The sequence below is a fragment of the Pseudomonas medicaginis genome (assembly GCF_965119365.1).
GTDB lineage: Bacteria > Pseudomonadota > Gammaproteobacteria > Pseudomonadales > Pseudomonadaceae > Aquipseudomonas.
The window spans coordinates 6,453,209-6,471,280 of record NZ_OZ221631.1; the positions used below are offsets into that span (position 1 = coordinate 6,453,209).

Annotated in this window: 18 protein-coding genes; 8 read left to right on the forward strand and 10 right to left on the reverse strand. The window is 62.7% G+C overall.

Annotated elements, in window-relative coordinates:
• The first annotated feature begins 86 nt into the window (after window positions 1–86).
• On the forward strand, window positions 87–1,328 hold the full coding sequence (locus tag ACMTA2_RS28505) for a TIGR03862 family flavoprotein (protein ID WP_413792751.1): 1,242 nt from the start codon (window positions 87–89) through the stop codon (window positions 1,326–1,328).
• A 124-nt stretch (window positions 1,329–1,452) separates the two neighbouring features.
• On the opposite strand, the gene rhlE1 is transcribed toward ACMTA2_RS28505, so the two are convergent.
• Both rhlE1 and yedA read right to left on the reverse strand, forming a co-directional pair.
• Window positions 1,453–2,790, reverse strand: a complete 1,338-nt coding sequence (gene rhlE1 / locus ACMTA2_RS28510) for an RNA helicase RhlE1 (protein WP_413792752.1) — start codon at window positions 2,788–2,790, stop codon at window positions 1,453–1,455.
• A gap of 58 nt (window positions 2,791–2,848) precedes the next feature.
• On the reverse strand, window positions 2,849–3,751 hold the full coding sequence (gene yedA / locus ACMTA2_RS28515) for a drug/metabolite exporter YedA (RefSeq protein ID WP_413792753.1): 903 nt from the start codon (window positions 3,749–3,751) through the stop codon (window positions 2,849–2,851).
• A gap of 161 nt (window positions 3,752–3,912) precedes the next feature.
• Here yedA and ACMTA2_RS28520 point away from each other — a divergent pair, with 161 nt between their 5' ends.
• Complete coding sequence (locus ACMTA2_RS28520) at window positions 3,913–4,365, forward strand: Lrp/AsnC family transcriptional regulator (RefSeq protein WP_413792754.1); 453 nt, start codon at window positions 3,913–3,915, stop codon at window positions 4,363–4,365.
• Between the two features lie 126 nt (window positions 4,366–4,491).
• Here the strand turns inward: ACMTA2_RS28520 and ACMTA2_RS28525 are convergent, their stop codons facing one another.
• From ACMTA2_RS28525 to ACMTA2_RS28535, 3 genes are all read right to left on the reverse strand, one after another.
• Window positions 4,492–5,103, reverse strand: a complete 612-nt coding sequence (locus tag ACMTA2_RS28525) for a 3'-5' exonuclease (RefSeq protein ID WP_413792755.1) — start codon at window positions 5,101–5,103, stop codon at window positions 4,492–4,494.
• A gap of 21 nt (window positions 5,104–5,124) precedes the next feature.
• Complete coding sequence (locus tag ACMTA2_RS28530; RefSeq protein WP_013694260.1) at window positions 5,125–5,604, reverse strand: LabA-like NYN domain-containing protein; 480 nt, start codon at window positions 5,602–5,604, stop codon at window positions 5,125–5,127.
• A gap of 128 nt (window positions 5,605–5,732) precedes the next feature.
• Complete coding sequence (locus ACMTA2_RS28535) at window positions 5,733–6,491, reverse strand: DUF2076 domain-containing protein (RefSeq protein ID WP_413792756.1); 759 nt, start codon at window positions 6,489–6,491, stop codon at window positions 5,733–5,735.
• Between the two features lie 174 nt (window positions 6,492–6,665).
• On the opposite strand from ACMTA2_RS28535, the gene ACMTA2_RS28540 reads away from it, so the two are divergent.
• Window positions 6,666–7,328, forward strand: a complete 663-nt coding sequence (locus ACMTA2_RS28540; RefSeq protein WP_413792757.1) for a YciC family protein — start codon at window positions 6,666–6,668, stop codon at window positions 7,326–7,328.
• A gap of 78 nt (window positions 7,329–7,406) precedes the next feature.
• Entirely contained in the window at window positions 7,407–8,486 is a 1,080-nt protein-coding gene (locus tag ACMTA2_RS28545) for an endonuclease/exonuclease/phosphatase family protein (RefSeq protein WP_413792758.1), read from the forward strand.
• 54 nt (window positions 8,487–8,540) lie between these two features.
• Here ACMTA2_RS28545 and ACMTA2_RS28550 read toward each other — a convergent pair whose 3' ends face one another.
• The 3 genes from ACMTA2_RS28550 to hrpB all read right to left on the reverse strand — a co-directional run bounded on the left by ACMTA2_RS28550 (window position 8,541) and on the right by hrpB (window position 13,558).
• Window positions 8,541–9,701 (reverse strand): L-talarate/galactarate dehydratase, encoded by a 1,161-nt coding sequence (locus tag ACMTA2_RS28550; protein WP_413792759.1) that lies wholly within the window; start codon window positions 9,699–9,701, stop codon window positions 8,541–8,543.
• A 196-nt stretch (window positions 9,702–9,897) separates the two neighbouring features.
• A complete protein-coding gene (locus tag ACMTA2_RS28555) occupies window positions 9,898–10,947 on the reverse strand; it encodes a LacI family DNA-binding transcriptional regulator (protein ID WP_413792760.1) in 1,050 nt (349 codons plus the stop codon).
• Between the two features lie 94 nt (window positions 10,948–11,041).
• Window positions 11,042–13,558 carry an ATP-dependent helicase HrpB gene (gene hrpB, locus ACMTA2_RS28560; RefSeq protein WP_413792761.1) on the reverse strand — a complete coding sequence of 839 codons (2,517 nt, stop codon included), beginning with the start codon at window positions 13,556–13,558 and terminating at the stop codon, window positions 11,042–11,044.
• A 95-nt stretch (window positions 13,559–13,653) separates the two neighbouring features.
• On the opposite strand from hrpB, the gene ACMTA2_RS28565 reads away from it, so the two are divergent.
• A complete protein-coding gene (locus ACMTA2_RS28565) occupies window positions 13,654–14,073 on the forward strand; it encodes a polyribonucleotide nucleotidyltransferase (RefSeq protein WP_413792762.1) in 420 nt (139 codons plus the stop codon).
• A 28-nt stretch (window positions 14,074–14,101) separates the two neighbouring features.
• Window positions 14,102–14,995: a cation diffusion facilitator family transporter gene (locus ACMTA2_RS28570; protein WP_413792763.1), complete on the forward strand. Its 894-nt coding sequence runs from the start codon at window positions 14,102–14,104 to the stop codon at window positions 14,993–14,995.
• Between the two features lie 184 nt (window positions 14,996–15,179).
• Here ACMTA2_RS28570 and ACMTA2_RS28575 read toward each other — a convergent pair whose 3' ends face one another.
• Window positions 15,180–16,163: a DUF6515 family protein gene (locus ACMTA2_RS28575; protein ID WP_413792764.1), complete on the reverse strand. Its 984-nt coding sequence runs from the start codon at window positions 16,161–16,163 to the stop codon at window positions 15,180–15,182.
• Between the two features lie 414 nt (window positions 16,164–16,577).
• On the opposite strand from ACMTA2_RS28575, the gene ACMTA2_RS28580 reads away from it, so the two are divergent.
• On the forward strand, window positions 16,578–17,057 hold the full coding sequence (locus ACMTA2_RS28580) for an Lrp/AsnC family transcriptional regulator (protein ID WP_003185723.1): 480 nt from the start codon (window positions 16,578–16,580) through the stop codon (window positions 17,055–17,057).
• A 216-nt stretch (window positions 17,058–17,273) separates the two neighbouring features.
• Window positions 17,274–17,483, forward strand: coding sequence for a DUF2788 domain-containing protein (locus tag ACMTA2_RS28585; RefSeq protein ID WP_007937369.1), 210 nt, complete (start codon window positions 17,274–17,276; stop codon window positions 17,481–17,483).
• Here the strand turns inward: ACMTA2_RS28585 and ACMTA2_RS28590 are convergent.
• Window positions 17,478–18,044 (reverse strand): pseudouridine synthase, encoded by a 567-nt coding sequence (locus ACMTA2_RS28590; protein ID WP_413795737.1) that lies wholly within the window; start codon window positions 18,042–18,044, stop codon window positions 17,478–17,480. The two genes, ACMTA2_RS28585 and ACMTA2_RS28590, sit on opposite strands and share 6 nt — an antisense overlap.
• Window positions 18,045–18,072: the final 28 nt, after the last annotated feature.

Genomic DNA, 18,072 nt, shown 5'->3' on the forward strand with positions numbered 1-18,072 from the left:
CCCTCCGCTATCGCGAGCAAGCTCGCTCCCACAAAGAGTTGTGCTGGTAGAATGCCCCGCCTACTCCAGCCCCCACAGTTCAAATCATGACCTCGACCGCCAAGCCTTTCGTCCCAAACATCACCATCATCGGCGGCGGCCCTGCCGGCCTGATGGCGGCCGAGGTGTTGAGCCAGGCCGGCCTGCAGGTCGATCTGTACGACGGCATGCCATCGGTGGGCAGGAAATTTCTGCTGGCCGGCGTGGGAGGCATGAACATCACCCACTCCGAAGCCTTCCCGGCCTTTCTGTCCCGCTATGCCGAACGCGCACCCCATCTCGCGCCCATGTTGCGGGCATTCGGGGCGGATGAGTTATGCACATGGATCCACGGGCTGGGCATCGACACCTTTGTCGGCAGCTCCGGACGGGTATTTCCTACCGACATGAAAGCCGCCCCGCTGTTACGCGCCTGGCTCAAGCGCCTGCGCGAAGCCGGAGTGGCGATCCACACCCGCCACCGCTGGCTCGGCTGGAACCCCGATGGCAGCTTGCGCATCGACTCGCCGGAAGGCGAAAAAACCTTGCGGCCCAAGGCCACCTTGCTGGCCCTGGGCGGTGGCAGTTGGTCGCGCCTGGGCTCTGACGGCGCCTGGATGCTCGCGCTGGAACAGCGCGGCGTGGCCCTGGCGCCGTTGCAACCGAGTAACTGCGGGTTCGAAGTCGAGGCCTGGAGCGAACTGATGATCAGCAAGTTCGCCGGCGCCCCACTCAAGAACATCGCCATGGGCCTGAACGACGATGTGCCGCGCCTTGGCGAATGCGTAATCACCGCCACCGGCCTCGAAGGCAGCCTGGTCTATGCCCTGTCGGCCGCCATTCGCGAAGCCATCAACCGGCACGGCAGCGCGACCCTCCATCTGGACCTGTTGCCGGGCCGGCCTGTGGATAAAATCCTCCAGGCCCTGAACAAACCGCGCGGCTCACGCTCGATGGCCAAGCACCTGCACAGCCAGTTGGGCATCGACGGCGTCAAAGCGGCGCTGTTACGCGAGCTCACCCCGGCCGAGTGTTTCACTGACCCGACGCGGCTGGCCCAGGCGATCAAGGCCCTGCCGGTCACCCTGGTGAAAACCCGCCCTCTGGATGAAGCCATCAGCAGCGCCGGTGGCGTGACGTTCGAAGCCCTGGATGAACGCCTGATGCTCAAGCAAATGCCCGGGGTTTTCTGCGCCGGGGAAATGCTCGACTGGGAAGCGCCGACCGGTGGCTACCTGCTCACGGCGTGCTTTGCCAGTGGCCGGACAGCGGGGTTGGGAATGGTGGAGTGGCTACAGCGCAAGGGTTGAAGACCGAGGCGCGCCTATCGCGAGCAAGCTCGCTCCCACATTTATCGCAATCCTTCTGACAGAACCCGGTCAATTGTGGGAGCGAGCTTGCTCGCGATAGCGATTTATCAGACCTGGCAGGTCATCAAGGCTTACGCTTACGCGGCCCGGTATTGAACACCGGCACTTTTCGCACAGGCTTGACCGAAGGTTCCACCGGCGCAGCGTCGCCACTGTCCACCCACTTGCCCAGGTTGCGCTTGCCGCCCCCCCCGGAGGTTTTCGGTTTCTTCGGCTTTTTCGGCTTCTTGATCACCTGGCCGCTGGCATCGGTGTCCGGCACTCGATGCTCGGGTTCGAAGTCCTGTTCCATCTGGCGATTCAGCGTCTGGCGCGTCAGCATCTCGATGGCCGACAGCAGATTCACTTCGTCGGCGCAGACCAGGGAAATCGCCTGTCCGGTGGCACCCGCCCGGCCGGTACGGCCGATGCGGTGGATGTAGTCCTCGGCGACGATCGGCAGATCGAAGTTCACCACCAAGGGCAAATCCTCGATGTCCAAGCCACGGGCGGCGACGTCGGTGGCCACCAGGATCTGCACGTCGCTGGTCTTGAAGCGGTCCAGCGCACGTTGGCGGGTGGCCTGGGGCTTGTCACCGTGGATGCCGTCGGCGTTGACGCCCAGGCCTTGGAGCTTCTCCACCAGCGCATCGACGCCATTGCGGGTCTTGGCGAATACCAGCACCTGTTTCCACTTGTGCTTGCGCATCAGGTGCACGAACAATTCCGGCTTGCGTTTCTTGTCCACCGTCACCACCCATTGCTTGACGGTGTTGGCAGCCACGTTGCGCGGGCTCACTTCAATGCTCAGCGGATCATTGAGCATCTGCCCGGCCAGCAAGCGGATCGCATCGGAAAAAGTCGCCGAGAACAGCAGGGTCTGGCGTTTTTTCGGCAGGGCCTTGTAGATATTCGCCAGTTCCTCGGAGAAGCCCAGGTCGAGCATGCGGTCGGCTTCGTCCAGCACCAGTGTCTGCAGCTGGTTGAACTTCAGCGCATTCTGACGGAACAGATCGAGCAAACGACCCGGCGTGGCGACCAGCAGGTCGACGCCCTTGCGCAGCTTCATCATCTGCGGGTTGATGCTGACACCGCCGTACACCGCGTAGGTGCTCAGCGGCAGGTGTTGCGCGTACTGACGCACGCTTTCATGGACCTGCTCCGCCAGCTCGCGGGTCGGCACCAGGATCAGCGCCCGCACCGAGTTGGCCGCGACCTTCGGCCCTTCGGTGGTCAGCAACTGCAACAGCGGCACCGCGAAGCCGGCGGTCTTGCCGGTGCCGGTCTGGGCCGCAGCCATCAGGTCGCGACCGGCGAGCACTGCCGGCATGGCTTGGGCCTGAACCGGGGTCGGGGTCTGGTAGCCAAGCGTCTCGAGGGCGCGCAGCAAGGGTTCGATCAGGCCAAGGGTGGCGAAAGTCATGGAAGTACCGTAGGAAAAATCAGCGCAAGGTGTGCAATGCGCGGCAGTTTACCCTAAATCAGGAGACGGCCGGCGCAGGCTTGGGTTTGCGCCACTGCGGCAAGCCGATCAACACCACGGCACTGATGATCACCAACATCGCCACGCTTTCTTCAGCGCCAATGGTTTCACCAGCGAACACGATCCCCAGCAACACTGCCACGGCTGGGTTGACGTAGGCATAACTGGTGGCGGCCGCCGGGCGCACATGCTTGAGCAGGTACATGTAGGCATTGAAGGCAACGATCGAGCCGAAGCAGGTCAGGTAAGCCAAGGCAAGCCAACCTTCCAGCGGCGGCATGCTGTCCAGGTGCTCGCCGCTGGCCACACTGCCGATCAACAGCACCACACCGCCCACCAGCATTTCCACGGCACTGGCCATCGCCCCGGCCGGCAACGGCAGGTGTTTGCTCAACACCGAGCCGAAGGCCCAGGAGGCCGCCGCGAACACCAGCAACGTCGCCCCCAACGGGCTGGATTGCAGGTTGGAACCGAGGTTGAGCATGGCGATGCCGATCAACCCCAGCACAATCCCCGCCCATTCCAGGCGAGTATTACGCGCCCCCCAGAAATATCCGCAGAGCAGGGTAAACAAAGGCACCGTCGCCACGGCCAATGCCGCCACCCCGGACGCCACGCCCGTGTGCTCGGCGACACTGACCGCGCCGTTACCGAAACTGAGCAACAGCACGCCAATGATGGCCCCGGCCTTCCACTGCGCCCAAGTCGGCGCCGGTGCCCCGCGCCAGCGCAGGAAGCCATACATCAGCGAACCGGCCAGCACAAAACGAATCCCGGCCAACAACAGCGGCGGCCAATGCTCCACGCCGATGCGAATCACCAGGTAAGTCGACCCCCAAATGACGTACAAGGCAAAGAAGGCAGCGATCAATGGCAAGGGGAAACGGCGTGGGCCAGGCATGTTCAGCTCGAAATCAGGACGATGAGAAGCATCATTCTAGAAAGGCGACAGACGGAAATTAAGCTACAAAACCTGTTTATCCGAGCCATACACTTTTCAAAACACGGCGTTCAACGCTATAAATCGCGTTTTCGAAAGTCACGCCAACAGGAAGCCAAACCGTGGATAAATACGACCGCATGCTGCTCAGCGCCTTGTTGGAAAACGGTCGTGCGTCCTACGCCGAACTGGCCCGCAAAGTGAACCTGTCTGCCCCGGCCGTGGCCGAGCGGGTCAGCAAACTGGAAGCCAGCGGCGTCATCACCGGTTATCAAGCCAAAGTCGACATGGCGAAGATCGGCCTGCCGGTGCAGTGCGTCATCGAATTGCGGATGAACCAGCACGGCAACCAGAAGACCTACGACGAACTGTACAAGATCCCACAACTGACCGAGTGCCACCGGGTGACAGGCGACCCGTGCGTGATCATGCAAGCGGCGGTGGGCTCGATGCCCGAGTTGGAGGATCTGATCAACCGCATCGCCAAGTTCGGTTTCAGCAAGACCTCGATCGTGCTGTCCAGCGCCATTGAAAAGCGTGTGCCGTTGGGGCAGTTGGAAGGCAATGGGAAATAAGGATCGAACACTGAACAACCTGTGGGAGCGAGCTTGCTCGCGATAGCGGAGTGTCAGTCACCATAAGTCCTGACTGATCCGACGCTATCGCGAGCAAGCTCGCTCCCACAGTTGGTTGGGGGGTGCTTAGAACCCGCGATGGCGCTTGAGATGCTCGTTAATCTTCGCCGCCGGCACTTTCTGCAAGCTGCACAGCAAATCATGGGACAACTCCCGTAGCCCATGCTTTTGCCGCAGTTCCGAAGCCAGGTGCGCGGTGAGGTTGGCGGCCATTTCGGCGTCGGCCATGGCCCGGTGAGCCTGGCCGGTGTGGGGCAAGCCGGCGAACGTGTTCAGCGTGCCGAGCTTGTGGTTCGGTGCCGCCGGCATCAGGCGTCGGGCCAGCAACAGTGAACAGGCAAAATTCTGCAAGCGGGTGCGCTTGATGCGTCCCAGCTCGAAATCCCAGAACTTCTGGTCGAACGCGGCGTTGTGGGCCAGCAGCGGCGTGATGCCGACAAACTCATTGACCTCGTTCATGACCTTTTCCGCCGACGGTGCGCTGCGCAGCATCGCATTGCTGATGCCGGTCAGTTGTTCGATGAAGGCCGGCACCCGCACGCCGGCATTCATCAGGCTCTGGTAGCGGTCGACGATCTGGCCACGCTCAAGGATCACCACGGCGATCTCGGTGGCCCGGCAACTGCTGCTCGGGGTGATCCCGGTGGTTTCAAAGTCGATGACTGCGATGCGTTCCAAACCTTTTGAACTCCGTGAAAATCAATTCTTGAGCAACAACGCGCCTTCGATGGGCACATAGCGACTGGCGGCGCGGATCAGCGAGTTGGCGGTCAATCCCGGCACGCCATACGCCACGGCCTGCACACCGTGTTTCTGGATGATGCGCTCGAGCAACATGTCGAAATCGCCATCGCCAGAGGCCAACACCACTTCATCGACGTGGTCGGCGGCGTCCATGATGTCCAGCGTGATGCCCACGTCCCAGTCGCCCTTGGCCGAGCCGTCGCTGCGCTGGATGTAGGGCTTGAGCTTCACGATGAAACCCAGGTTGCGCAGGATCTGCTGGAATTGCTGCTGCTTGCTGTCACCGCGGTCGATCGCATAGGCGTAGGCCTCGACGATCTGCCCCTGCTTGCTCACATCGGCCCACAGCGCGGCGTAGTTGAAATGGCAACCGTAAGCCTGGCGCACGGTGTAGTAGAGGTTCTGGACATCGGCGAACACTGCAATTTTTTTCACCGCGTTTCCTCTTGGATGCACACGTACGCAGACCACCAGGGCCGAAAAGTCGCCCAGTATGCCAGCCAGAAGGATTGTTCCGCGAATAATCGGCCCGAGGCGCCAGGGCGCCCCGGACGAATGGCAGGTCAGACGAAAGAGTCGTCGTCGCCGAAGAAGGATGAATCGTCACTGTAGTCTGCGTCGCTGAAACCGCCCGGATCGTTGCCGTAGGCGTCGTTATCGGCCACGCGCGAGTCATCGCCCCAGCCGTTGTCGCCGCTGTTGGCGGTGTCGTTGACCGGTTGCGTCGGTTCTTCCTTGATGACCTCGACGATTTCCTGGGGTTGCTGGTTGCTGTGGAACAGGCTGCTGATGCCTTGGGCCAGCATCACGCCACCGGCCACACCCGCCGCGGTTTTCAGCGCGCCACCGAGGAAGCTGCCCACAGCCGGGGCCTGTTGCTGCGGCGCACCATAATTGCCGGGCGGTGCGCCGAAGCCCTGTTGGGCCGGCGCATTGAAGGACGCCTGGGCCGGTTCGCGCCAACCACCACTGCCGGAAGCCGGCGCGTTCGCCGGGCGTGAATCCCGCGAGCTGCCACCGAAAATACTCGAGAGGAAACCACCGCCACCGCTGGCGGCCGGCGCCTGCTTGCGAGCCTGTTGCAGCTCGGCCTGCAATTGCTCGACCTGCTGGGTGAGTTGCCGGTTCTGCTCATCGAGGCGCTTGATCGCGGCCTCCTGCACCAGGATCGCCTGGGCCATGAAATAGCCCGCCGCTGGCTGGCTCGCCAGGTGTTCCTTGATCCGCGCCTCGGCCTGGGCATCGCGCGGGGCTGAGTCCTTTTCGGCCTGTTGCAGCCGTGAAAACAGTCCATCGATCAGGGTTTGTTCTTCGCTGTTCATGGCGACCTCATTCGATTGCCGGGTAGAAACCATTCCGATCCCGAAGACCGGTGCCCATCAGTAATGGGGCTCGCCGAAAAGCTTTCAATGGTCTTTACCTGATGTTTACGTTTGCTTGTGCGGGCGCCTGATCGGTTAAAGTGTCGGACCGCTTTTGAACTGCGATACCGACTCATGAATCCGTTTGACGTGCTGCGCGACTCTTTGTATTTCTTCAAGCGCCATCTGGGCCGGATCGCCCAGCTGTGCCTGCCGCTGGTCATACTCGAGGCGTTGCTGCAGCAAGGCGTGGACAGTGCCCTCGGCCCCGACGGTTTCCCCGGCTACAGCGTGATCGTCGGGCTGCTGGTGTACCCCTTGTATACCGCCGCGCTGATCCTGTTTCTCGACGCCCGCAGCCGCGGTGAAGCCCCCCTCGCGCGGGACCTGCTCGCAATGGCCCTGACCCTGTGGCCACGCTTTGCGTTGCTGACGGCCCTCAACACGCTGTTGATCCTGGTGGGGCTGTCGTTGTACTTCCTGCCGGGCCTGTGGCTGATGGTGACCCTGGCCTTCGGCGAATACCTGTTGGTCCTCAGGGGCCTGACACCCCTGGCGGCAATGAAGGAAAGCTTGAACATGTCCCGCGGCAACTTCTGGCGGGTCCTGCTGTGCATTCTTGCAGTGATGGGGCCGCTGTGGCTGCTCAAGGGCGTCAGCGTCTCGGTGTATCCATCACCGCAGAACCCCGCAGTCAGCTTGCTGATCGACAGCGTCCACAGCTTCCTGCAACTGTTCACCACCGTGGTGCTGTTTCGCCTGTTCATGCTGATCGAAGCCAGGCCCGAGGGTCGCTGATCGCACACGGCGACAGCCCTGGGCTTGAGAACCACTCTCGGTTATGCTCGGGAGCACGTTTCGCCCATAAGCCGAGCCATGACCCGTCTACTGCGCAACATCCTGCTGGGCCTGCTGTTGATCCTCAGCCTGGCCGTCCTGTCGATCTACAGCCTGACCTGGCGGCCGCAGCCCCGGGAACCCATGCCGGTCAGTTGCACCGCCAACGCGGCACCGCTGGTGCCCGGCCAGGCCTTGAAGGTGATGACCTGGAACGTCCAATTCCTCGCTGGCAAGCGCTACGTGTTCTGGCACGACCTGGCCCAGGGCGACGATGAAAGCCCGACCCTGGAAGACATGGCCTTCAGCCTCGATGAAGTGGCACGGGTCATCCGCGACGAGCAACCGGACATCGTGTTGCTTCAGGAACTGGACAAGGGCGCCAAGGCCACCGACTACCAGGACCAGCTCAAACTGTTGCAGGAACGCCTGGCCGACCTCTATCCGTGTGGCACCAGCGCCTTCGACTGGAAAGCCGACTTCATTCCCGACCCGCACATCTTCGGCAGCGTCGGCCGGCAACTGGCGACCCTGAGTCGCTACCGCATCGACCATGCCGAACGGGTGCAACTGCCGGTGGCCGACGCCAACTTCATCAACCGTCAGTTCCAGCCGAAAAACGCCTTGCTGGTGAGCTACCTGCCACTGAGCGACGGCAGCCAGTTGGCGGTGCTCAACACCCACCTGGAACGGGCCACCGAGCCGGACGAAACCCTGCCCAGACAAATCACCGCCGTGACCAAGGCATTGGATAAGTTCGAATCCGCAGGCGCGCCCTGGCTGATCGGCGGCGACTTCAACCTGTTGCCCCTGGGCCAGTACCGACGCCTGCCGTCCGAACAACGCACGCCCTACTCCGCCGACAGCCCGTTGCACCTGCTGTGGGACAAATACCCGATGATCCCCACCAACAACGAAGCCAGCGGCATCGACCGCGCGCACTGGCTGACCCACTACCCGAACGACCCCGGCCTCAACGGCCCCGACCGCACCGTCGACTACCTGTTCTACAGCCCCAGGATAAAACGGGTTGAAGCCCAGGTACGCCAGGACGATACCTTGCGCATCTCCGATCACTTGCCGGTGATTGCACGGTTCCTGCTGCCGGCTAAGCCTTAGCGGCGGATCCCCGACATGACTATCCGCGCGCAGGGTCGCTGTCCCGGCAGGCTCTCAGGGACGAGCGCCCACCTCGGCTTCCTGGACCGTCCACGGTGTGACTTGGTCGCTGAGTGTCAGCCCCAAGCCGGGACGGGTGGGTACGAGCATCCGACCCTCACGGGTCTCCAGGCGTTCGTTGAACAGTGGCTCAAGCCATTCGAAGTGCTCGACCCAGGGTTCGGTCGGATAGGCCGCCGCCAGGTGAACGTGCAGTTCCATGGCGAAATGCGGAGCCAGCATCAGGCCTGCTTGCTCGGCCATTGACGCGACCTTCAGGTAAGGGGTGATACCGCCCACCCGTGGCGCGTCCGGCATCAAGAAGTCGGCGCCGCGCAGCTTGATGAACTCGGCATGCTCGGCAACGCTGGTGAGCATTTCACCCGTGGCGATCGGTGTATCGAATTGCCGTGCCAATGCGGCGTGGCCTTCGGCGTCATAACAGTCCAGCGGTTCCTCGATCCAGACCAAGTTGTACGCTTCGAACTGACGGCACATGCGCTGGGCCGTCGGCCGATCCCATTGCTGGTTGGCATCGACCATCAGCGCAAAGTCGTCGCCCAAGTGCTTGCGCACCGTACTGACCCGTTCAATGTCGATGGCGCAATCCGGTTGCCCGACTTTCAACTTGATACCGCCAATGCCCTTTTCGCGGGACAAGTCGGTGTTTTTCAGCAGTTGATCCAGCGGGGTGTGGAGGAAGCCTCCCGAGGTGTTGTAGCAACGCACCGAATCGCGCTGGGCACCGAGCAAACGAGCCAGCGACAAGTTGGCGCGCTTGGCTTTCAGGTCCCACAACGCCACGTCGAACGCACCCAAGGCCTGTGTCGACAGGCCACTGCGGCCCACCGAAGCGCCGGCCCAGCAAAGTTTGGTCCAGAGCTTGGCAATGTCACTCGGGTTTTCGCCGATCAGCGCCGGTGCGATCTCCTTGGCATGGGCGAACTGCCCCGGTCCACCGGCACGCTTGGAGTAACTGAAGCCCAGGCCACGATGCCCGTCGAGGGTTTCAATTTCGGCGAAAAGGATGGCGATCTCGGTCATCGGTTTCTGCCGCCCGGTAAGCACTTTGGCATCACTGATTGGATTGGCCAGCGGCAAGATCACCGAAGCCACACGAACCCAGGCAATACGGTCGTCATCGGAGGACTTGGGAAGTGCTTTGGATACAGGCATGGACGTGCTCCTTGAACAGATGAGGTGCTGGAAAGAGATCAGGTGCGAAAGCGCCTGTCAGCGGGCGCATGATTGCGCAATCATTCATTAATCTAAAAAAGGCCCTCGCTTGATGAAACCGAAGACCTTTGAATGAATACTATACTGATTGCGCAATCATTCAACCCACAGAGCCTCTGCAAGCAGATTGTCACGCTCAGGTGCTGGCGCGGTCGATCAAGGTGAAACCGGTGTCAATCCGCACCGCTTTGCGGGTCGCAGGATTTTCGAATCGTTCAAGTAGCGCCTCGGCCACTTGCAAGCCCATTCGCTTGCCGTCGACACTGACCGTCGACAACGCCGGGTAAACGTGCGCGGCACTGCTCAGGTCCCCGAACCCCATGACGGCAAGGTCGCCGGGCACATTCAAGCCTCGACTGGCAGCTTCAGCCAAGACGCCTTGAGCCACGGTGTCCGAGCTGCACACCACGATGTCGGGACGCTGCGATTGGTCCAGCAGTCGCCGAAGCCCCTCTCGGCCGACTTCAAGCGTGGCAGGTGGCGCCAGGATCTCCATGGGCACGTGTTCAATTCCCTGGCGCTTCAGTTCGGCGATAAGACTGTCGCAACGACGCAGGCCCCGGGGGTCGCTGATGGTGAGCACGGAAAAACGCTTATACCCCTTCTTCACCAAGTGTCGCGCGGTGGCCTCCCCGACCTTTTCGTGGGAGAAACCGACCAGCATGTCCAGAGGTTCGTCACTCAGGTCCCAGGCCTCGACCACCGGAATACCTGCCTGAGCGAGTCGCAAGCGACTGGATTCGGTGTGAAGCGTACCGGTCAATACGATGCCATCCGGGCGCCGGCCGAGTACCGCCTCCAGCAGTTTTTCTTCCTGTTCGGCACTGTAGCCTGTAAGCCCCAGCAGGGTCTGGTAACCCGCCTGGGTCAGGCGGTCCATCAGCGATTGCACGGTGTCTGCAAAAATGGAGTTAGCGATGGTTGGCAGAAAGATCGCCACCAGGCGGCTTTTGTTGCTCGCCAGACCACCGGCCAGCATGTTTGGCACATAACCCGACTGGCGTACCGCCTCCCGGACCTTCTCCCGCGTGTTCTCACTCACCAGTTCCGGTCGATGCAAGGCCCTGGAAACGGTCATCGGCGAGACCCCGGCAATCCTTGCCACATCGATCAATGTCAGGTTGGCCCCTTTGTTGGCCGCCGTCATCGATGCGTCAGTGGAGCGCGTTGCGGGTTTCTTTGCCATGATGTTTCCAAATCTGGAGCTGAGTGAGGCTGCGCGCAAGCAGCTTATCCGTCGGTGAATTTACCATCTGCAACCGTGGCCAAGCCTGGGATTTTCACTTGCGCGGCTTGACCCGCGCCGTCGCTTGCGCGACCAGCGGGTCGTCCGGCCAGTAGTGCTTGGGATAGCGTCCCTTGAGGTCCTTCTTCACCTCGGCGTAGGTACTGCGCCAGAAGTTCGCCAGGTCCTGGGTGACCTGCACCGGTCGGCGCGCCGGCGACAGCAGGTGCAGCTTGACGACCTGACGGCCGCCGGCAATGCGTGGGGTGTCGGCCAGGCCGAAGAGTTCCTGCAGGCGCACCGCCAGGATCGGCGGATGCTCGCTGTAGTCCAGGCGGATCGACGAACCCGAGGGCACGCTCAAGTGGTGCGGGGCCTGCTCATCCAAGCGTTGCGGCAGGGGCCAGGGCAACAGGTTGTGAACCAGGCTCGACAGGTCCAGGTTGGCGAAATGGCTGAGGCGCGAAACGCGGCCCAGGTACGGCATCAACCAGTGTTCGAGGCTATCCAGCAAGGCTGCGTCGCTGACATCTGGCCATTCGCTCGTGCCCTTGGTGTCTAGGTCCAGGCGGCGCAATAGCCCCACCCGCGCCTGCCATTGCCGCAGCTCCGGGGTCCAGGGCAACACTTCCAGACCCTTGCGCCGCACCAGGTTCACCAACGCCTGGCTACGGGCTGACTCATCCAGGCCGGTCAGCGGTTCGCGGCTGAGCACCAGCTCACCCACCTTGCGCTGGCGCTCGGCACGCAGCACGCCTTCGCGCTCGTCCCAATCGAGTTGGTCCACCGTGCGCACTTGCTCGGCCAATACCGAATCGAACAGGGTCGGGTCGAAATCCGTTGCCAGGTAGATACGCTCTTCCCGCTGGCCCTGGCGGCTGCCCAGGTCGGCGATCACCAGCCACGCTTGTTTCATCAGGCTGTCAGCCTCGGCAAACAGCGCCGCACGGCCGTTGGCCAGGCGATACTCCGCGCCGCCGGGTCGACGCTGCTGGGCGACGCGGTCCGGGTAGGCCAACGCCAGCAACGCGCCGAGCCAGCGCGGGTGATCGGGATCGGCCACGGCGTCCTCGGCCTTGCCACGCAGGTAACCGCGGTATTGCCGGGCCAATTGCCGCGCCCGCTGCACCCCGCCCTGGGCGCCCCGCGCCGCCCGCTCCTCGCCGGACAGCAAAGCCAGGCGACTGTGCAGGTCCGCACCGGCACCGCGCAGGATGTCGCGCTCGCCCAACAGCGCCGCGACGTTGCAGGCCATGTCCGCCAGTCCCAGGGCCTGGCCGCGCAACAGCAGATGAGCGATACGCGGGTGGGCCGGCAGTTCGGCCATGGCCTGGCCGTGGCGGGTCAGTTGCTCGCCCTCCAGCGCACCCAGGCGTTGCAGCAGGTCTTGAGCCTGGGCATAGGCCGCGGCGGGCGGGATGTCGAGCCAGACCAGTTGCTGCGGCGTCACGCCCCAGCGCCCCAGTTGTAGGGCCAACCCGGCCAGGTCCGCCGACAGAATCTCCGCGCTGCCGTAAGCGGCCAATTGTTCATGCTGGTCTTCGGACCACAATCGATAGCAGACACCAGGCTCCAGACGCCCGGCCCGACCGGCACGCTGGGTGGCGCTGGCCCGGGAAATGCGCTGGGTGTCGAGCCGGGTCATGCCGCTGCCCGGATCGAAGCGCGGCACCCGGGCCAGTCCGGCGTCGATCACCACCCGCACGCCGTTGATGGTCAGGCTGGTTTCGGCGATGTTGGTGGCCAACACCACCTTGCGCTGGCCGGTGGGCGCCGGGTCGATGGCGGCGCGTTGTGCCGCGAGTTCCAATTCACCGTGCAACGGGCAAAGCAACACGTTACCGCCCTCGCCCAAGGCCTCGGCCAGTTGCTGATGAACCCGGCGGATCTCCGCCTGCCCGGGCAAAAACACCAAGACGCTGCCGGTTTCATCGTGCAGGGCTTCGAGCACGGTCTGCACCAGCCGTGGCTCGATGAACTCGCCCGGCTTGAACGGCCGGCCCCAACGCACCGTCACCGGGAACATGCGGCCTTCGCTGCGCAGGATCGGCGCGTCGCCCAGCAACCCGGCCAGGCGCTCGCCTTCCAGGGTGGCGGACATCAGCAGGATCTTCAGCGGCTGATCTTCGCGAAACAGCTCCCGACCGTTGAGGCTCAAGGCCAAGGCCAGGTCGGCGTCGAGACTGCGTTCGTGGAACTCATCGAAAATCAGCAGCCCCACGCCTTCCAGCGCAGGGTCGTCCTGCAAGCGGCGAGTGAGGATGCCCTCGGTGACCACTTCAATACGGGTCTTGGGCCCGACCTTGCTGTCGAGGCGAATCCGATAGCCAACCGTTTCACCGACCTTTTCCCCCAGCTCGCTGGCCAGGCGCTCGGCCGCCGCCCGTGCCGCCAGGCGTCGGGGTTCGAGCATCAGGATGGTCTGCCCGGCCAGCCAGGACTCGTTCAGCAAGGCCAGGGGCACACGGGTGGTTTTACCGGCACCGGGCGGCGCTTCGAGCACGGCTTCGTGACGCAAGGCCAAGGCTTGGCGCAGGGCGGGTAAAACTTCATCAATCGGCAAAGAAATCATGCTGGCTCCAAAACAGAGGGCCGAGTATAACGGCGAACTGTTTAGCGTGGTCTGGACTCCAACCAGCAACGCCTCTACCTGTTCAGGAGATTGCTATGCGTATTCCCTTTCGCGTGATCGGTGGCGTCCTGGTCGCCACCCTGCTGACCCAGATCAGCGCCTGTGGCTCGATCTTCTACCCGGACCGTCGTGGCCAGATCGACGGCAAGATCGACCCGGCCATCGCCGCCCTCGATGCCGTCGGCCTGCTGTTCTACATCATCCCCGGCCTGATCGCGTTCGCCGTGGACTTCGCCACCGGCGCCATCTATTTCGAGCCGGGCCGCAGCGTCCAGATCGAGCCCGATAAACTCAAGCCGGCCATCAACGCCGACGGCACCGTCAATAACCAGAAATTGCAGGCGATCCTGGAACGCGAACTGGGCCGCAGCTTCCCGCTGGACGATCCTCGGCTGATCAAGCACAAGGGCAGCGCGCAACAACTGGCCGCCCTCGGCCTCAAGCCCGCCGCATGACAAGCGCTACTGAAGGAACGACCGCGCCATGACCAGCAGCACCGAACACGCCCGTCTGCTGCGCCTGGCCACCCGGGCGTCAGTGGCCGTGGCGCTTATCCTGGTCGTCGCCAAGGCCCTGGCCTGGTGGCTGAGCGGCTCGGTGAGCATGCTTGCCGGCCTGACCGACTCGGCACTGGACGGCGTCACCTCACTGCTCAATCTGCTGGCGGTGCATTACGCCCTGCGCCCCGCCGATGAGGATCATCGTTACGGTCACGGCAAGGCCGAATCCCTGGCCGGCATGGCCCAGGCGCTGTTTATCGGCGGCAGTGCGGTATTGATTGCCTTGCAGGCCTTCGAACGCCTGAAAAACCCGATGCCGGTGGACGCGCCCTGGTTGAGTGTCGGCGTGATCGTGTTTTCCCTCGGGCTGACCCTGGCGCTGCTGGCATTGCAGCATCGGGTCATCCGCGCCACCGGCTCCAACGCCGTGCGTGCCGACTCGCTGCACTATCGCTCCGACTTGTTGCTCAACGGCAGCATCCTGGTCGCACTGGTGCTGGCCGGGTTCGGTTGGTATCAATTCGACGCCTGGTTCGGCCTGGGGATCGCGGCGTACATCCTGTGGAGCGCCATCCAGATCGCCCGGGAAAGCTTCGCCGTACTGATGGATCAGGAACTGCCGCCCGACGTCAGCCAGCACATGCTGGAACTGGCCTGCGCCGTGCCCGGCGTGCTCGGTGCCCACGACCTGCGTACGCGGATCTCCGGCAACCACTGGTTCGTGCAACTGCACCTGGAGCTGCCGGGGGAACTGACCCTGTCAGTGGCCCACGGCATCAGCGACCAGGCCGCCGATGCCATTCACCATGCCTACCCGAAGGCGGAAGTGCTGGTGCATGCCGATCCGTCGGAAGTGGTGCAGCGCGCCAACGCCTGATGCCGAACACAGAACGTGGCGAGGGGATTTATCCCCGTTGGGCTGCGAAGCAGTCCTGAAACCTCACCACTCGGTCTGCCAGACAGATCGAGTCGGCTGCTTTTTGGGACTGCTGCGCAGTCCAGCGGGGATAAATTCCCTCGCCACAGAAGCAGATGTCCGACTCTGATTCAGTGATGAATACTCAGTACGTCACCTGATACCCACGACTGCCCAGGCAACTGCCTTGGGCCTGGCGATAGGTCTGCACCACTTCCGGTGCCGGAGGGTAGGTGTAGCTGCGCGGGTCGAAACCACTCTGCTGCACAGCCCAGCGATAGCAGTCGTAGCCATCCTGATTGACCTGCTCGGGAGACTGGCCGTTGGCCGGGTAGGCCACCACATCAAAGCTGTTGCCTTGGGGTTGGGGCTGCGGATTGGCAACCGGCGCATCGACCACGACGTAATCCTGGGTATTGGCTTCATAGATGTAATAGGCGCCGGCAGCGAGAAAGAACAGCGAGCTGCCGATCCACACTTCCCTGGCGTAATCGGGCAGGTAACGGGTACGGATGCCACGCGGCGGCGCGACCACGACATAACGCGGCCCTTGCGGGCGATACCAATAGCCACCGGAGTAGAAATAGTCCTGGCCGCGATAGGGCACACGGTAGTTGCGATCCGGGAAACGGTCGATCACATAACCTGGACGGTATTGCGGCCCTGGCCCCCAACCGTTGCCATGCCCACCCGGGCGACCGGGCCAATGCTGATCGGGACGGCCGTCATGATCAGGTCGCGGACCTGCGTTCGGATAGCCATCATTGCGACGAGGAATGTCGCGGTAGTAGCCCGGTTGCGGTTCGCGAGTCTGGGTCACGCTGTCGGGCCGGCCCTGGATCGGCAGGTTGTTACCGGGTTGCGGCTGCGGCGGACGACCGTGGGCGTTGGGGTCCTGCGGTGGACGATCGTAGTGTTGTCCGCCTGGGTTCTGCGGCTTGACCTCGAACTGACGGCTGTTGTCGCCCCGAATGATTTCGTTGCTCTGCGGCCGCGGCTGGCCCGAGTAACCCTGGCCGCGATTGCCATCCGGGCCACCACGGTTTTGCTGATCGTCGGCCATTCCCTGCGCACTGACACTTGCCCACAACAGACCAACACCTGCCAAACGCCAGATGCGCGACTTCATGAAATTCCTCACAACGGTTCAGGGCCTGATGATAAGACTGGAAATGCCCAGGCCGGTTCTGCGACAGGTTATCAGTCGCGGGGTTTATTTCGCAGGCATTAAAAAAGGGAGGCCCGTCGGCCTCCCCTTGAGAATTTCGTCCGTGCTCGACGCTTATGACGTCGGCTCACCTCACGCCGTCTTCTGGACGGTATGCAGCTCGGGGGCCTGCCAGTACCGGTGGGTACTGCGACCGCAGCCGGCCTGATTGGGCGGGCTGCACTGGACTGTTTGTCCGAGCAGTGATCTTGGTGATAAGGATAAGGGCGAGGCATCGACAGATGATTGCGAAGATTGCGGAAATAAACATCACTTGCGCAATTTTTAACCTCGGATAGATAATCTGCCGCAATTATCAAGATAAAGGCCCGACCGATGAGCAAACTCGACCGTTACGACCTGAGCATTCTGGCGGAATTGCAGCGCGATGCGCGCATCTCCAACCAGGAACTGGCCGAACGCATCGGCCTGTCGCCCTCCCCCTGCTCGCGAAGGGTCAAGCAGTTGGAAGATGACGGCTACATCACCCGCCAGGTCGCCTTGCTCGACCGCAAGCTGCTGGGCCTGAGCCTGACGGCTTATGTGCTGATCGGCATGGACCGTCACACACCCGAACGCTTCGAGAACTTCGAAGCCGCCATCCGCAACCTGCCGCAAGTGCTGGAGTGCAGCCTGGTCACCGGCATGGACGCGGACTACCAGCTCAAGGTCGTGGTGCCGGACATGGACCATTATCAGAAACTGCTGTTGGGGCACCTGACTCGTATTGATGGCGTTACCAGCGTGCGTTCCAGCTTTGTGCTGAACCAGGTGCTCAACAGTACCGAGTTGCCGTTGACTCACCTGCGTAGCTAAGAACGCCATCGCGAGCAAGCTCGGCTCCCACAGGGGGCCGGGCGCTCACAGATAGTGCGCTCGCCATACATCCAATGTGGGAGCGAGCTTGCTCGCGATAGCATCAGCCCAGCCGATGAATAGCTGCGACACACCGCCGCAGGCCAACCCCGCGCCCGCGCCTCATGCCTTATACTCGCCGCGCCTTTTCAACCCCGCTTACGCCGGAGTGCCCCGATGGATCCTGCTGTTTTCGAAGAGTGGATGATGACCGGCCTGGTCAGCATCCTGATCATTTTCATGGGTTTCATCGTCTGGGACCTGGCGAAGAAGTCCAAGGCCGGCCGTTTCGGCTCGTTCATCCTGTTCTTCGTGCTGGGCCTGGGCGTGGCCGCATTCGTCATCAAGAGCGTGGTGATCGGCCTGATCGAATCCGGGACGCTATAAGCGCGCCGGCACTTCTTTCCACTGGCCCTGATCGAGCCCTTCGATCGTCCAGTCGCCGATCCTGACCCGCACCAGACGCAAGGTCGGCAAACCCACCGCGGCGGTCATGCGCCGTACCTGGCGGTTGCGCCCTTCGCGGATCACCAGTTCCAGCCAACTCGTGGGCACGCTTTTACGAAAACGTACCGGCGGGTTGCGCGGCCACAGTTGCGGCTCATCCAATAAGCGCGCCTCGGCCGGCAGGGTCATGCCGTCGTTCAACTCCACCCCATCGCGCAATCGCTGCAACTGTTCGGCACTCGGCTCGCCCTCCACCTGCACCCAATAGGTCTTGGCCAGCTTGTGCTTGGGGTCGGCAGTACGCGCCTGCAACTGCCCATCATTGGTCAGCAACAGCAAGCCTTCGCTATCGCGGTCCAGCCGTCCGGCCGGGTAGATGCCCGGTACATCGATGAAATCCTTGAGCGTCGCCCGCCCTTCACCGTCGCTGAATTGCGTCAGCACATCGAAGGGTTTGTTGAACAGGATCAGCTTCGGCTCGGCCGGCGGAGCCTTGGCCACACGGCGCGGTGCGGCGGCTAAAGGCTTC

Excerpts from the sequence above, each read along its gene's own strand:
- ACMTA2_RS28570 (WP_413792763.1), top strand. The coding sequence starts at position 14,102 with ATGACCAGCAGCACCGAACACGCCCGTCTGCTGCGCCTGGCCACCCGG.
- hrpB (WP_413792761.1), bottom strand. The coding sequence starts at position 13,558 with ATGATTTCTTTGCCGATTGATGAAGTTTTACCCGCCCTGCGCCAAGCC.
- ACMTA2_RS28535 (WP_413792756.1), bottom strand. The coding sequence starts at position 6,491 with ATGAACAGCGAAGAACAAACCCTGATCGATGGACTGTTTTCACGGCTG.
- ACMTA2_RS28555 (WP_413792760.1), bottom strand. The coding sequence starts at position 10,947 with ATGGCAAAGAAACCCGCAACGCGCTCCACTGACGCATCGATGACGGCG.
- yedA (WP_413792753.1), bottom strand. The coding sequence starts at position 3,751 with ATGCCTGGCCCACGCCGTTTCCCCTTGCCATTGATCGCTGCCTTCTTT.
- ACMTA2_RS28505 (WP_413792751.1), top strand. The coding sequence starts at position 87 with ATGACCTCGACCGCCAAGCCTTTCGTCCCAAACATCACCATCATCGGC.
- ACMTA2_RS28545 (WP_413792758.1), top strand. The coding sequence starts at position 7,407 with ATGACCCGTCTACTGCGCAACATCCTGCTGGGCCTGCTGTTGATCCTC.
- ACMTA2_RS28565 (WP_413792762.1), top strand. The coding sequence starts at position 13,654 with ATGCGTATTCCCTTTCGCGTGATCGGTGGCGTCCTGGTCGCCACCCTG.
- ACMTA2_RS28575 (WP_413792764.1), bottom strand. The coding sequence starts at position 16,163 with ATGAAGTCGCGCATCTGGCGTTTGGCAGGTGTTGGTCTGTTGTGGGCA.
- ACMTA2_RS28580 (WP_003185723.1), top strand. The coding sequence starts at position 16,578 with ATGAGCAAACTCGACCGTTACGACCTGAGCATTCTGGCGGAATTGCAG.
- ACMTA2_RS28585 (WP_007937369.1), top strand. The coding sequence starts at position 17,274 with ATGGATCCTGCTGTTTTCGAAGAGTGGATGATGACCGGCCTGGTCAGC.
- rhlE1 (WP_413792752.1), bottom strand. The coding sequence starts at position 2,790 with ATGACTTTCGCCACCCTTGGCCTGATCGAACCCTTGCTGCGCGCCCTC.
- ACMTA2_RS28550 (WP_413792759.1), bottom strand. The coding sequence starts at position 9,701 with ATGCCTGTATCCAAAGCACTTCCCAAGTCCTCCGATGACGACCGTATT.
- ACMTA2_RS28540 (WP_413792757.1), top strand. The coding sequence starts at position 6,666 with ATGAATCCGTTTGACGTGCTGCGCGACTCTTTGTATTTCTTCAAGCGC.